Here is a 14,494-nt window from a genome sequence, read left to right on the forward strand (position 1 = left end):
TTCCTCCGCCGTATCCCCAGCAACTGGGGGTCGAAGGGTGACCCGAAATGCCGGGAATCCTCGGAACCGGGTCATCCATCGACCTGCCGCTGCGAGGGTGGGACCCGTGCGCGAAGTGGTGTCGGAGTGGGGTCAGAGGTGTTCGGCCAACCGGGCGCGCATGACCTCGAGGGCGGCCGGGTTCTGGTCCACCAGCACGAATCGGCGGCCCAGCTCCGCCGCGGCGGCCCCGGTGGTCCCGGAACCGGCGAAGAAGTCGAGCACCCAGTCGCCGGGGCGGGAGGAGGCGGCCACCATGCGCCGCAGCAGGCCCAGCGGCTTCTGGGTGGGATAGCCGGTCTTCTCCTTGCCGGTGGGGGAGACGATCGTGTGCCACCAGACATCCGTGGGCAGCTTGCCGCGCGCGACCTTCTCGGGTGTCACGAGCCCGGGGGCCATATAGGGTTCCCGGTCGACCTCGGCAGAATCGAACCAGTAGCCGTCCGGGTCCTTGACGTACACCAGGATCGTGTCGTGCTTCGCCGGCCAGCGGCGCTTCGAGCGTCCCCCGAAGTCGTAGGCCCAGATGATCTCGTTGAGGAAGCAGTCCCGGCCGAAGATCACGTCCAGCATGACCTTGGCATAGTGCACCTCGCGGTAGTCCAGGTGCAGGTATAGCGTGCCATCGTCCGACAGCAGTCGCCAGGCCTCGCGCAGGCGCGGCTCGAGGAACTCCCAGTAGTCGGCGAAGGCGTCGTCATAGGAGGACAGGGCGCCCTTGATGGTCTTGTAGCTCTGCCCGCCGAAGCCCACCCGGTCCGCCTCATCCCCGGAGGCACGCACCATGGACAGCTGCTGGCGGCGCTGGGTGCGGCCGGTGTTGAACGGCGGATCCAGGTAGACCACGGTGAAGGCCCCGTCCGGCAGTGAGGGCAGGAACTCCAGGTTCTCCGCCCCCACCACCAGATTGGCTCCCTCAGGGGTGAACGGTGTCACTCTCCGGAGGAGTCCTGACCGCCGGCGCCCCGGCTCTGGCCACCCTGGCCCTCGCCGCCCTGGACCACGTCGCCGTTGCGGCGGCGGGTGCGGGAACGGCTCCGGGACCGGGTGCGCGGCGCGCGGTCCTCGGAGGTGCCGGCCGGCGCGGACGCGGACCCACGACGACGGCCCTCACCCTCGGTGCCGGTCTCGCCACCGCGGTGCTCGGCGTGCTCCGGGGTGCGCTGCTGGTCGCCGGTCGCGCCCTCGCGGCGGGAGCCGGAGGGCCCACGGCCGCGACCACCCTCGCGGCCCTCACTGCGGCCACCTTCACTGCGTCCACCCTCGCGGCCGCCGCGTCCTGCGCGACCGGACCGGCCGCCGTCGCGCCCTGACTCTCGGTCCCCCCGTCCGCGTCCGCCGGAACCGCTGCGCTCCGGCTTGGCGCCGGGGCCGCCGAGGTCCTCGAGCGTCTCACCGGACAGACCCTCACGGGTCCGCTGGTCACGGGGCAGGCGGCCCTTGGTGCCCTTCGGGATGTTCAGGTCCGCGAAGAAGTGCTTCGAGGAGGAGTAGGTCTCCGGCGGCACCGGGACATCCAGGCCGAGGGCCTTGTTGATGAGGCCCCAGCGCGGCATGTCCTCCCAGTCCACCAAGGTCACGGCAGTGCCCTTGTTGCCGGCACGGCCGGTGCGGCCCACGCGGTGCAGGTAGGTCTTCTCGTCCTCGGGGCACTGGAAGTTGATCACGTGGGTCACGTCATCCACGTCGATACCGCGGGCGGCCACGTCCGTGGCGACCAGCACGTCGATCTTCTCCCCGCGGAACGCGCGCAGGGCCTGCTCGCGCGCGCCCTGGCCGAGATCACCGTGGATGGCGCCGGCGGCGAAACCGCGCTTGATCAGCTCGTCGGAGACGCGCGCGGCGGTGCGCTTGGTGCGGGTGAAGATGATGGACCGGCCGCGGCCCTCGGCACGCAGGATGCGGGCGACGAGCTCGTCCTTGTCCATGTGGTGGGCGCGGTAGACGAGCTGGCGGATGTCCTTCTTGGTGATGCCCTCGTCCTCCGGGTCCGCGGCGCGGATGTGGGTGGGCTGGGTCATGTAGCGACGGGCCATGGCGACCACGGGGCCGGGCATGGTGGCCGAGAAGAGCATGGTCTGGCGGACCTCGGGCACGGCGGAGAGCAGCGTCTCGACGTCCGGCAAGAAGCCGAGGTCCAGCATCTCGTCCGCCTCGTCCAGCACCACGATCTTCACCAGTGTGAGGTTGAGGTGGCGCTGGCGCATCAGGTCGATGAGGCGGCCGGGTGTGCCGACCACGACCTCGACGCCGCGCTGCAGCTCCTCGATCTGGGGCTCGTACGCACGGCCGCCGTAGATCGTGGCGACGCGCACCGAACGCTTGGAGGCCGCCATGGTGATGTCCTGCGCCACCTGGTTGGCCAGCTCGCGGGTCGGTGCCACGATCAGGGCCTGGGGGGCGCCCGGGGAATCGAGCTGGTCAAAGCCTGGCTCACCGGGGCCGATGACGCGCTGCAGCGCGGGCAGGCCGAAGCCCAGGGTCTTGCCGGTGCCGGTCTTGGCCTGGCCGATGATGTCGTGGCCGCTCAGGGCGATCGGGAGGGTCATGGCCTGGATGGGGAAGGGGTGGAGGATGCCCTTCTCGGCCAGGGCCTCGACCATGTCCGCGCGGACCTTGAAGTCGGCAAAGGTCTTCTCCGCCACGGGCTCATTGGCCTCGGCGATGTCAATGGAGGCCTCCACATCGATGGTCTCGATCGCGGAGGTGGCCAGGTCTTCGGTGTCGACGTCGTGGTCCGCGGCGATCTTCTGTTCTGGGGTCATGGGGTTTCGGTCCCGTCATTCAGGCAGGGATCCAGCACGACGGCACTGTTTCCAGTGCACTGACGCGTCTCGCTCCCGCTGGCGGTGCCAGCGGCAGCGGCGGCGCGGTTCGGCCGGACTCCATGCGTCCATGGTGGAGCCGATCGCGGGAGGTGCAAGGCCGTCATCGCGAAGGCGATGGGCCGGTGGATTCGGTCTGGCCCGTGGGGCTGTGCCGGATCCGGGGAGTCAAATCACGAGGGTGAACGCAGTTGAACAGTGCGATCGGTCATCCTTGATACCACTACTCTACCGGGTCGGCCGCCCGATCCCGTGCGCGGCCCGGGGGCGAAGTGCGGTCCGGGGCGGGCAGCGCCTCGGGTGCGGGAAGCGCTTCCGGTGCCTGCAGCGTCTCGGGTGCCTGCCCGGCGATCCGGAACAGTACGGTGCGGGTGGACAGGTCCGCCGTGACGAGCTCCACCCGGACCTCGCTGCCGGCCTCGGCGAATCCCTCGTACCGGGCCAACACGGGTGGCTGTGCCACCTGGACCTCGCCCCAGGGCAGCCGTCCCTCGGCCCGTGCCTTCTCGGCCTGCGCTGGGCTGGGGGCGGAGATGACCACTGCCGAGAACTCCCGGCCCTCCAGCCCGGAGAGGGATGCCGCCTCGACCAGCTGCAGGGCGGCGTTGGAAGCCTGGGAGGCCAGCCGGCCGGACTCCTGCATGGCCGCGGGCAGGGCCGGCAGCAGGTCGCGGACGGGTTGGGGGACCTCCTGCCCCTGGGCCAGGGCCAGGCACGTCACCAGTACGAAGCGGTCCACCAGGCGGCGCAGCGGCGCCGTGGTGTGCGCATAGGGCGCGGCAATCGCGGCCTGGACCGTCACCTCGGGCGTGTCGCCGTCGAAGGCGGTGTACCCCGCGCCGCGGAACAGGGACGTGGCCGCGTGCATGATGGCCAGTTCCCGGGGGTCGGTGGTGTCCAAGCCCCGCAGGTACTCGCCGTAGGGCTGGTCCTGGGCCCACGGGTGACCCAGGGCCCGAGTGCGTGCCCGGAACATGGCCTCGGAATCCGCGTCCGCCGGCGGCATGGTGCGCAGGATCCCGATCTGTCCCGTGAGCATGATGTCCGCGGCAGCGATCCCCGTCATCAGCGAGATCTGGGCGTTCCAGTCCTCCACGTCCAGCGGGGGAGTGGCGAGGACCTCGTAGCCGTGGTCCGTGGCGGTGACCTCCTGGGCGGGCAGTCGCAGGCTGGCACCACCGCGCCGGATCTCCTGGGCGGCCCGGAGGAGGCCCACCTCCCGGAGCAGCGCCAGGGTGGATGACCCCTCGGCGCCGTGCTGGGAGCGGCCGCCACCGTCGATCCGTTGCTGCGCCTGGTCATAGGTGAGCTGTTCGCGGCTACGCACCCGGGCCCGCTCCAGGCCGGTGGAGACCACGGCCCCGCCCGCATCCAGGTGGAAGGTCCACAGATAGGCGCCACGGTCCGCCCCGGGCAGCAGGGACCCGGTGTCCTCGCTGATCACCTCGGGGTGCAGCGGGATCCGCCGGTCCGGCAGGTAGATGGTCTGTCCGCGGCGCAGGGTCTCGGCATCGAGGGCGCCGCCGGGGGTGATGAACGCCGGGACATCGGCGATGGCGTAGTGGACGGTGAACCCCTCGGCCGCGCCGCCCCGGCCGTTCGCGTCCGCGGTGACCTCCGTGCCACGCCGGATGTGGACCGCCTGGTCCAAGTCGGTGGACCCCGGCGGGTCGATGGTGAGCAGTGGCAGGTTGGTGCGGTCGTTCTGTGGCAGGCGGTCCGCCATGGCCGCAGCGGCCCGTTCGGCATCCGCCAGCACCTCAGGTGGGAAACCGTCGGGCAGGGACAGTTCCCGGCGGAGGGCCGCCAGGTGCCCGGTCAGTTCGGTCTGGTGGGCTGAGCGGGCAAGATCCAGGTGCAGTTGGGCCACGGCCACACCCTACCGGGCGACCTGATCAACCGACATCAACCAAGGGCCTTAAACAACGGCCTTAACCAACGGCCTTAACCAATGCTGCGGGCAGAACGCACCGAGGCGTTCTGCCCGCACCGTAGTGGGCTGTCCCCGGTCCGCTGGTCGGACGGGGCAACAAGGGGGGTGGGGGAGGACGGGGTTCAGGAACCCGGGGTCGGGACGAAACCGACCGGACGCGGGGTCTCGGTGCCGATCTCCACATAGCCGATGATGCCGGAGGGGACCATGACCAGACGCCCCTTGGTGTCCTTCAGGCGCAGCAGGCCACCGTCAGCCAGGGCGTCGGAGACCAGGCGGGCCACGTCCTCGTTGCTGGCATCCGATTCGATGACGACTTCACGGGCTACGTTCTGCACACCAATGCGGATTTCCATGCTGACTCCTTCAGGTTCACTGGCTGATCGGGGATCCGGTGGCGCGGGGTGGCTCCCGGCGCCGGAACCGGATCTTCGTCCCACAGCAGACTATTGGATCCCGGGGCCTGCAGGAGGAATCGCACCGGCACTTCGGCCACGGGCGTAACGGTCCGGAGTCTGCGGTCTGCCGAGGTGCGGAGTCGGGTTGATCAGCGTTCTTTCGGGAAGCGGCTGATACCGCGCCAGGCCAGGCGGGAGGTCAGCTCGGCAGCGGTGGCCAGGTCGGGGCGGGAGGGCTCGCCCGACTGCTCCGCCCAATGCCGGGCGGAGGACTTCATGAGCCCCGCCAGGCCGTGGCCCAACAGCAGTGCCTCCTCGCGGGAGAGCGTGGTGTCCGCGGTGATGATCTCGGCGATGCCCGTGGCGAACCGGTGGTCCAGGCCTTCCAGCCGTGCCGCGACGTCCGGGTCGTTGTTCAACCCCGAATCGAAGAGGAGACGGTAGGCGCGGTCGGGGCTGTCCACGAACTGGAAATAGGCGTGGATGGTGGCCAGGACCCGTTCCTTGTTGTCCGTGGTGGAGGCCAGGGCCCCGCTGACGGCGGACTCCAGCAGATCCACCTGCGTGTCCATCAGGTCCAGGAAGAGCTCGTGCTTGCCCGGGAAGTGCTGGTAGAGCACTGGTTTGGACACGGCGGCGGCCACCGCGATGTCATCCATGGAGGTGGCGTGGAACCCATGGTCCACGAAGACCTGGCGGGCGGCATCCAGCAATTGCTTGCGGCGCTCGTCACGGGGCAGCCGGGATTGGCGCACGGGGGTGGTGCTCACGGTGATGCCTTTCTCGAGTGTCCCGTCAGGTGCGGACGGTGCATCTCACTCTACCGACCAGTAGTAGTTCAGGCGATGCGCGCTGTGCTGGCCGCGGTGCCTGTCTCCACGTCGGCCGGGCAGACCTCTTCGGAGGCGACCGGGGCGGGGGCGGAGAGCTCCAGCCCGAAGATGACGTTCAAGGCATCCTCGTAGTCCTCGAGCCGGCCCTGGGCGGCCATCTGCTTGGCCCGGACGGTGGGCTCATGCAGCATCTGGCGGACCATGCGGCGCAGGGCGAACTCCACCTCCTCCGCGGCCGCCGTGCAGCCGTGCTTGCCCCGGACCCGTTCCATCTCGGATTCGAGGACCTGCTGGGTGTGCTTGCGCAAGGCCACGATGGCCTCGTTGGCGCTCCGGGACCTGCGCTCGGTGAGGTAGCCGGTCACGGCTCCGTCCACGAGGCGAGAGGCCTCCACCAGGGCGTCTTGCTGGCCCTCGGGGGCGGCCAACTTGACGGATTCCAAGGTGATGAGGTCCACGCCGTCCAGGTCCGCGATCGCGGGATCGAAATCATGGCTGAGGGCAAGGTCCAGCACGGTCAACCGGCGTGCCGTGCCCTCACGCAGCCGCCGCAGGGTCTCCGCCTCCAGGCGACGGTCTCCACCGGAGCAGCCGATGAGGACGTCGGCCTCCGCGATGGCGCCGTGGATCTTCTCCCCGCCCAGGGCCAGGGCCCAGCCGCCACGGTCCGCCACGAACGCCTCGGCACGGCCGGAGGCGGAATGCACCCCGACGTGGGCGGCGCCGCGGTCCGAGAGCTGGGCCAGGGTGGTGCCGGCATAGGAACCGGTACCGATGATCAACACATTGGCCTGGGCCCAGAACTGCCGGGATCCCTGGGGGGAGGTCCCCGCGTGCAGGTCGGTGGCCAGGTCCAGGGCCACGGACACGATGGACCGGCCGGCCGCGCCGAGGGCCGTGCGCGCCCCGACGTCCTTGGCGGTGCGGGTGGCTGATTCGAAGAGTTTGACGAGCGAGCCGGTGGCGGTGCCGGTCTCCTGGGCGGTGCCCAGGGCGCGGCGAACCTGGCCGGCGATCTCCCGTTCGCCGACAACGGCCGACTTCAGGCCGGAGCCGACCTCGAAGAGGTGCCGGACGGTGGAGTCACCGGAGAGCAGCTGGAAGGAGGACTCCACGGTGGATGCGGTCAGGCCGGAACCACGGGAGACGGCCTGCAGCAGTTCGGCGCGGGCCTGCTCCACCGAACTCTCATCCGGGGCCTCCGCGTAGATCTCCACCCGATTGCAGGTGGCCAGCACCACGGCACCGTCCACCGTCGAATCGGGGATGGTGGAGGCGACCTCACCGGTACCGTTGCTCAGCTGCGCCACCGTGTCGAGGTCAAGGTCGGTGTGCGAGGCAACCAGGGAAAAAAGAGCCACAATGAGCCCGATTCTAGACCCAGCGGGCGCCCCGGTCTAAGAAGGTGACCCTGAGTGATCAGACTCACCGGGCTCCACGGCCGACGGTCAATGAAAGAATGGGCCTCATGTCTACATCTCAGAACGGCGCCCAGACCGGCCTTCAGTCCGGCATCACCCTGCCCGCCGACCACCCCCTGGCCACCGCCGATCCGAACCGCTCCACTGCGGCCTCCCCCCTCATCACGGCCTACCGCGGCAGCACCCCGTCCCGCACCCCCGTGTGGTTCATGCGCCAGGCCGGCCGATCCCTCCCGGAGTACCGCGAGCTCCGGCAGGGCATCGGCATGCTGGAGTCGTGCCTGCAGCCGGAACTGGCCTCGGAGATCACGCTCCAGCCGGTGCGCCGCCATGATGTGGATGCGGCCATCTTCTTCTCGGACATCGTGGTCCCGTTGCGCCTGGCCGGCGTGGACGTGGACATCGTGCCCGGCACCGGCCCCGTGCTGGGATCCGCCGTGCGGACGGCCGCCGATGTGGCGGCCCTGCCCGAACTGACCGAGGAATCCCTCGAGCCGATCCGTGAGGCCGTGCGGCTGACGGTCGCCGAGCTGGGCAGCACCCCGCTCGTCGGCTTCGCCGGCGCACCCTTCACGGTGGCCGCCTACATGGTGGAGGGTGGGCCGTCCCGGGACCACCTGGGCCCGCGCACCATGATGCATGCCGACCCGCAGACCTGGGACGCGCTGGCCCGCTGGGCCGCGGATGCCGCCGGAAAGTTCCTGCGAGCCCAGCTGGAGGCCGGGGCCTCGGCCGGCCAGCTCTTCGACTCCTGGGCGGGCTCGCTGTCGCTGTCGGACTACCAGCGGTACGTCCAGCCGCACTCCACCCGGGCACTGTCCTACGTCAGCGACCTCGTGGGCCGGGACGGGCAGTCCGTGCCCCTCGTACACTTCGGCACCGGCACCTCGGAGATCCTGCCCCTGATGCGCGACGCCGGCGCCTCGGTCATGGGGGTCGACTACCGCCTGCCGCTCGGTGAGGCCCACCGCCGGCTGGGTGCGACGCCCGGCCCCGATGGGCGCGGTGCGGTGCCGCTGCAGGGCAACATCGACCCGGCTCTCCTCAGCGCCCCGTGGGAGGTCCTCGAGGCCCATGTCCGCGAAGTGGTCGAGGCCGGCCGCGTGGCGCCGGGACATGTGGTCAACCTCGGCCACGGCGTCCCGCCGAGCACCGACCCCCAGGTCCTCACCCGCGTGGTCGAACTGATCCACTCCATCCGGCCGTGACCCCGGCTGTGGCCCCGGTGGCTGCCTCTGCTGAGACCCCGGACCGTCCCTCCGCCGTGGTCATCGGCGGGGGGATCGCCGGTCTGCTGTCCGCCTGGGAACTGGCCCGGGCCGGTCACCGCACCACCCTCGTGGAGGCCGGCGACGGCCTCGGTGGTTGCGTGTCATCACGGCGCGTGGAGCTGGGGCGGGGGGAGTCCATCACCCTGGACGCTGGCGCCGAGTCCTTTGCCGTCCGCACCCCGGCCGTCCGCGAGTTGGTCGGGGAGTTGGGGCTGGGGAGCGCCGTCGTGGAGCCGAACCCCGCCGGATCCTGGCTGTACCTCCCGCCCGTCGAACCCGGAGGCCAGCACCGCGCCGTACCCTCCCCCCGGCTGGGGATCGTGGGGATCCCCGGTGACCTGCAGGCACCCGAGGTCGCCGAGGCGCTCGGCCCCGAGGCCCTGGCCCGGGCCCTGCAGGACGTGGACCCGGCGCGCACCGTGGAGCGGTGGCGGCAGATCCTGCGCGACGGCGGCCCGGTCACCGTGGGTGCTCTCGTGCGGGACCGGATGGGAGACGGCGTACTCCAGCGTCTCGTGGCTCCGGTGGTCGCGGGCGTGCACTCTGCCGACCCGGACACCATCGACCTGCGTACCGTGGCCCCCGGTCTGCTCGAGGCCGTGGTCGAGACAGGATCCCTCTCCAGGGCCGTCGCGGCCCGCCGGGCTGCCGCACCGCCGGGGGCCGTCGTCGCCTCCCTGCGGGGCGGCATGAACACCCTGACCGCCGCCCTGGCCGAGCAGTTGGACCGCCAGGGTGTGCGCGTACTGACCGGCACCCGGGCCGTGGCACTGGTCCGTGGGGCGGGGGGCCGCGGCTGGACGGTGTCCCTGAAGCCCTCCGACGCGGCCGTCGGTGCTCCGGCCGGCCGGGCCGAGTCCGTGAGAGCGGACCGCGTGGTGGTGGCGACCGACGGGCCGCGGGCCTGGGACCTGCTGGCGCCGGTCTCCGAAGGCGAACTGGCGGCCGCGGACCGCCCGCCGGAGGGGGCCGGCGTCGCACTCGTGACGCTCGTGGCCGAGGCCTCGGGACTGGACGGACACCCGCGGGGCACCGGACTGCTGGTCTCACCGGCAGTGTCGGCGGAGGTGGTCTCGGCCAAGGCCATGACACACATCAGTGCCAAGTGGGACTGGGCGCGGCGCGCGCTCAACGCGGGACAGTCCGGGCAAGAGGGGCATCGCCACGCGATCCGGCTGTCCTACGGGCGGGTGAGTGATGCCCCGGACTCCTCGGCGCCGGGTTATCGGACGCCGGACGCCGGGCTGAAGCGCCTGGCCGTGGCGGACGCCACCGCGCTGACAGGCGTGGACCTGGCTGCGGGAGTGATCGAGACCCTCGTGGTCCGCTGGAGGTCCGCCCTGCCCGCAGCCACCCCGGAACACCGCGCCAGGGTGGGTGCGGCACGGACCTGGTTGGAGACCGAACCCGGTCTGGACGCCGTCGGGGCCTGGGTGGCCGGGACCGGGCTGGCCGCCATCGTGGCCGATGTCCGGCGCAGGATCGGTGCAGCTTCGGAAGGGACACCGGACGCGCAGGAGGGGTAGGCTGAGACCGCTCGTTCTACCGCTTGTAGAAACCGGCGGTGGGCACCGATAGACGTGACACCACAGGAGTTGTGACGATGACCGAGAACCAGGCCGCAGACGCCGGCACCACCGGACCCGACAGCACGGAGGAGACCCGAGCCGTCGAGTGGTTCACCACCTATACCGTCTTCGCGCGGAACGGCGGACACGGTGCCGGGGCGCACACGGAGACCGAACGTCTCCGCGCGGTGGAGCAGTTCGACGCCCTCGTGGCGTCGCTGGCCGAGCAGGGCGTGACGGTCCGTGGCACCTATGACGTCTCTGGCATGCGCGCGGACGCGGACATCATGGTGTGGATGTACGGCCACGTGGCCGAGGACCTGCAGGCAGCCATCCGCCGGCTGCGCCGCACCGAGCTGCTGGCCGGCACCAGGATCGTCCTCTCCGCCATGGGCTCGGACCGGATGGCCGAGTTCGCCAAGGACCACGTCCCCGCGTTCGCCATGGGCCGCCAGCCGCTGAAGTGGCTGTGCTTCTACCCCTTCGTCCGCTCTTACGACTGGTACGTGCTGGAGCCCGCCGAGCGCGGCCGCATGCTCAAGGACCACGGCGTGCTCGGACGCGATTTCCCCATGGTCTGGGCCAACACCACGAGCGCGTTCGCACTGAACGACTGGGAATGGCTGCTCGGACTCGAGGCACCGGAACTGAACAACCTGGTGGACATGATGCGCCATCTGCGCAACAACGAGACCCGCCACTACGTGCGAGAAGAGGTCCCCTTCTACACCGGCCGTTTCATCACCACGGCAGAGATCGCCGAGGTGCTGGCCTGATGAACGAGCCCACTCCGGCCGCCTCCAGCCCGGAACCGTCCTTCGACCCGCTGGCCGGCGTTGACGAGGACGGGACCATGGCACCGAAGGCCTATGACGCCATCCTGCTCGCATCCTTCGGCGGACCCGAGGGCCAGGACGACGTGATCCCGTTCCTGCGCAACGTCACCGCGGGCCGCGGCATCCCGGACGAGCGTCTCGAGGAGGTGGCCACCCACTACCGCGCCAACGGCGGCATCAGTCCCATCAACGCCCAGAACCGCGACCTCCTCGCGGCCCTGGAGTCCGAGTTGGCGGCCCGCGGTATCGAGATCCCCCTCTACTGGGGCAACCGCAACTGGGGGCCCTACATCCCCGAGACGCTGGAACAGATCCATGCCGACGGGCACCGGAAGCTGCTGACCGTGGCGACCTCGGCCTACTCCTGCTACTCCTCGTGCCGCCAGTACCGGGAGGACCTGGGCATGGCCCTGCGGTCCACGGGACTGGAGGGCCGTCTCGAGGCGGACAAGATCCGGCAGTACTTCAACCACCCGGGTTTCGTGGAGCCGTTCGCCGAGGGGCTGCGCACCGGGCTGGACGAGATCCGTGCCGAGCTGGCCGGGGCCGGGCACCCCGAGGGGGCGCTGCACATCCTCTTCGCCACGCACTCCATCCCGACCTCGGATGCCGAGGCGGCCGGACCCCGGCCGCTGGCCGCCGGGCTACAGGAACAGACCGGGCTGGCCCCCGGCGAGGGCAATGGGGCGGACGTCTACTCCGCCCAGCACCTCGATGTGGCGGAGCAGATCCTGCAGGCCGTCCCCGAGGCCGCCGGCATCGACTGGTCACTGGTCTACCAGTCCCGCTCCGGTGCCCCGCACGTGCCTTGGCTGGAGCCGGACATCAATGACGCGATCGAGCAGCTCGCCGCCGCGCCGGGCTCTGCTGTCGGAGACTCTGCTGTCGGCGACTCTGCCGGATCCGGCGCCGGCCCGCTCGCCGGCGTGATCGTGGTTCCCCTGGGCTTCGTGTCAGACCACATGGAGGTGGTCTGGGACCTGGACACGGAGGCGAAGGAGACGGCGGAGAACCTGGGCCTGGCCTTCCGCCGCACCCCGACGCCGGGGACCCACCCGGCCTTCGTCTCCGGACTGGTGGACATCATCGAGGAGCGCCTGGGCCGCCGCCCGGGACGGGCCGCGGTGGGCTGCTTCGGCGCCTGGAACGACGTCTGCGCCCCGAACTGCTGCGTCAAGGTGATGCGGGACGGCACGGTCCGCCCGACGGTGGCGGCCTTCGACGCGGAGGTGGGTGCTCCGAGCCGATGAGGACCACCTTCACCGTGGGCACCCGCGGCTCCCATCTGGCGCGTACCCAGACCACCGGCGCGGCCGAGACCCTCGCCGCTGCCTCCGGCCTTCAGCCGCGCCTGGAGATCATCAAGACCGAGGGGGACGTGACCACCGGGTCGCTGGCCTCGCTCGGCGGCACCGGCGTCTTCGCCTCCGCCCTGCGCGCGGCCGTGTTGGAGTCTCGGGTGGACCTGGCCGTGCATTCGCTCAAGGACCTGCCCTCGGTGCAGCCCGCAGGCCTGGAGATCGCCGCCGTGCCGAAGCGCGTGGACGTGCGGGACGCCCTGTGCGCCCGCGACGGGCTGCGCCTGTCCGAGCTGCCCGCCGGAGCGCGGGTCGGCACCGGCTCACCGCGCCGGGTGGCCCAGCTCAAGGCCGTCCGGCCGGACCTGGACATCGTGGACATCCGCGGCAATGTGCAGACCCGGCTGGCCCGCGTCCCGGGGCTGGAACAGCACGACGACCACGCCCCGGCCGCCGCCGGCTCCCCGCGCGGTGACCTGGACGCCGTGGTCCTGGCGTGTGCCGGCCTGGACCGCATCGGTTACGACTGGGCCATCACCGAACGCCTCGCCCCCACCGTGATGATGCCCGCCCCGGGGCAGGGCGCGCTCGCGGTGGAATGCCGCCCCGAGACCGCCGCCGCCGGCGATGCCCTGGCGCAGGCCCTGGCCGGATACGACGATGCCGTCAGCCGACTGCAGATCACGGCGGAGCGGGCCCTGCTCGAACGGCTCGAGGCGGGGTGCTCGGCCCCCATCGGTGCGCTGGCGAGGGTGGAGCGGCAGTCCGGGGCGGAGCCTGAGTCGGGCGGCAGCCGCCTGGTGATGGACGCTGTGGTGGCCGCCCTGGACGGCAGCCGGCTGCTGCGTGAGCATGCCGGCGTGGACCTGCCGGCCGTGCGGGTGCGGCTGGAGGACGGGACCGCAGATGCCGAGTTCCTCAACCTGGCCCGGCAGCTGGGGATTCGGGTGGCAGAGGCCCTGCTGGCCGGCGGTGCCGACCTGTTCCCCGCCGCCTGAGCCTGTCCCTGACACGTGAGCATGGCCACTGAGTCGCAGGAAATGGCCCCGTCCTGCCCAGGACGGGGCCGATTCCTGCGACCTCGATGCGCTGGCACGCGGGGGGTGAAGCGGTGATGAACCCCGTGGCACCGCGCACCGTGGTGATGACCCGGCAGCCCGAGCAGTCCGGCGCCGTGGAGGCCGGCCTGGCCACGGCCGGCTACCGCGTGGGGTTCCTTCCCCTGACGGACTTCGAGCTGCCGGCGGACCCCGGTCCGCTGCGGACGGCGGTGGCGCGCCTGACCGGGCGCCCCACCCACCAGCCCCCGTCCCATCCCACGCACGACGGCGGCACCCCCGACGGTGCCCCGGTGGACCCCCGCATCGCCTGGCTGGTGCTGACCAGCCCCAACACGGTGCGTGCCCTCGTCCTCAGCGGGTGGGATGGCCGCGTGGAGCCCGGGATCCGGATCGCGGTGACCGGACCGGGGACCGCCCGGGTGCTGGCCGAGGCCGGATGTTCCGAGACCCCGTGGATGCCCGCTGACGATGCCTCGGCCGAGGGGATCGCGGCCCAGTTCCCCGCCCACGTCCCGACCCCGGATTCCGGCCCCGAGACCGCCCGCCGCCGCGTCCTACTCCCACAGTCGTCCCTGGCCACCGCCGAGGTGGCAGACGGGATCACCCGGTGCGGCTGGGACGTCGAGCGCGTGGAGGCCTACCGGACCGTGCCCTACCCGGCGGCACCCGGCCGTCGGCTGCTCGCCGATGCCGGTCACCCTGGCGGCGGTGGCGCGCCGGGTCCATCGGCTGGCGTGCAGGAGCCGGCCCCCGCACTGGTGACCCTGCAGGACCTGGTGGGGGCCGACGTCGTGCTGACCAGCCCCAGCGCGGTCTTCGAACTGGTCCGCCGCCGGGGGACCGGAGTCCCGGCGGACACCCGGTTCATCGCGATCGGCCGGCCTACGCAGGCGGCGGCACGCGGGGTCGGCCTGGACCTGGCCGGAACCGCCGGCAGTCCGGACGCCGCGGGTCTGCTGGCCGTGTTGGCTGATCTGGCCCATCTGACCAAGGAGTGACCCGCGCCGGCCG

12 protein-coding genes are annotated in these 14,494 nt (G+C 71.5%); 6 read left to right on the top strand and 6 right to left on the bottom strand.

What is annotated here, in order from left to right; all coding sequences use genetic code 11:
- Positions 1 to 132: 132 nt before the first annotated feature.
- The 6 genes from ACSU1G_RS17080 to ACSU1G_RS17105 form a co-directional block, all read right to left on the bottom strand.
- Positions 133 to 975 (bottom strand): DNA-methyltransferase, encoded by an 843-nt coding sequence (locus ACSU1G_RS17080; protein ID WP_439281163.1) that lies wholly within the window; start codon positions 973 to 975, stop codon positions 133 to 135.
- Positions 972 to 2,804, bottom strand: a complete 1,833-nt coding sequence (locus tag ACSU1G_RS17085; protein ID WP_439281164.1) for a DEAD/DEAH box helicase — start codon at positions 2,802 to 2,804, stop codon at positions 972 to 974. Before ACSU1G_RS17085 ends, ACSU1G_RS17080 begins: the two co-directional genes overlap by 4 nt.
- A 283-nt stretch (positions 2,805 to 3,087) precedes the next feature.
- Positions 3,088 to 4,734 (bottom strand): RNB domain-containing ribonuclease, encoded by a 1,647-nt coding sequence (locus ACSU1G_RS17090; protein WP_439281165.1) that lies wholly within the window; start codon positions 4,732 to 4,734, stop codon positions 3,088 to 3,090.
- Positions 4,735 to 4,919: 185 nt separating this feature from the next.
- The gene (locus ACSU1G_RS17095) at positions 4,920 to 5,153 is read right to left on the bottom strand and encodes a DUF3107 domain-containing protein (RefSeq protein ID WP_439281166.1); all 234 of its coding nucleotides are present in this window, start codon (positions 5,151 to 5,153) and stop codon (positions 4,920 to 4,922) included.
- A 191-nt stretch (positions 5,154 to 5,344) separates the two neighbouring features.
- Positions 5,345 to 5,965 (bottom strand): TetR/AcrR family transcriptional regulator, encoded by a 621-nt coding sequence (locus tag ACSU1G_RS17100; RefSeq protein ID WP_439281167.1) that lies wholly within the window; start codon positions 5,963 to 5,965, stop codon positions 5,345 to 5,347.
- A 68-nt stretch (positions 5,966 to 6,033) separates the two neighbouring features.
- Entirely contained in the window at positions 6,034 to 7,389 is a 1,356-nt protein-coding gene (locus tag ACSU1G_RS17105) for a glutamyl-tRNA reductase (RefSeq protein WP_439281168.1), read from the bottom strand.
- 107 nt (positions 7,390 to 7,496) lie between these two features.
- Between ACSU1G_RS17105 and hemE the strand changes: the two genes are divergently transcribed.
- The 6 genes from hemE (at position 7,497) to ACSU1G_RS17135 (ending at position 14,481) form a co-directional block, all read left to right on the top strand.
- Positions 7,497 to 8,657, top strand: coding sequence for a uroporphyrinogen decarboxylase (hemE, locus tag ACSU1G_RS17110; protein WP_439281169.1), 1,161 nt, complete (start codon positions 7,497 to 7,499; stop codon positions 8,655 to 8,657).
- A complete protein-coding gene (locus ACSU1G_RS17115) occupies positions 8,654 to 10,246 on the top strand; it encodes a protoporphyrinogen/coproporphyrinogen oxidase (protein WP_439281170.1) in 1,593 nt (530 codons plus the stop codon). The genes hemE and ACSU1G_RS17115 overlap by 4 nt, the downstream gene beginning before the upstream one ends.
- 77 nt (positions 10,247 to 10,323) lie before the next feature.
- Positions 10,324 to 11,064 carry a hydrogen peroxide-dependent heme synthase gene (gene hemQ / locus ACSU1G_RS17120; protein WP_439281171.1) on the top strand — a complete coding sequence of 247 codons (741 nt, stop codon included), beginning with the start codon at positions 10,324 to 10,326 and terminating at the stop codon, positions 11,062 to 11,064.
- On the top strand, positions 11,064 to 12,374 hold the full coding sequence (locus ACSU1G_RS17125; RefSeq protein ID WP_439281172.1) for a ferrochelatase: 1,311 nt from the start codon (positions 11,064 to 11,066) through the stop codon (positions 12,372 to 12,374). Before hemQ ends, ACSU1G_RS17125 begins: the two co-directional genes overlap by 1 nt.
- Positions 12,371 to 13,420 carry a hydroxymethylbilane synthase gene (gene hemC, locus ACSU1G_RS17130; RefSeq protein ID WP_439281173.1) on the top strand — a complete coding sequence of 350 codons (1,050 nt, stop codon included), beginning with the start codon at positions 12,371 to 12,373 and terminating at the stop codon, positions 13,418 to 13,420. Before ACSU1G_RS17125 ends, hemC begins: the two co-directional genes overlap by 4 nt.
- A 116-nt stretch (positions 13,421 to 13,536) precedes the next feature.
- The gene (locus ACSU1G_RS17135; protein ID WP_439281174.1) at positions 13,537 to 14,481 is read left to right on the top strand and encodes a uroporphyrinogen-III synthase; all 945 of its coding nucleotides are present in this window, start codon (positions 13,537 to 13,539) and stop codon (positions 14,479 to 14,481) included.
- Positions 14,482 to 14,494: the final 13 nt, after the last annotated feature.

Source organism: Microbacterium sp. A93 (assembly GCF_051842835.1).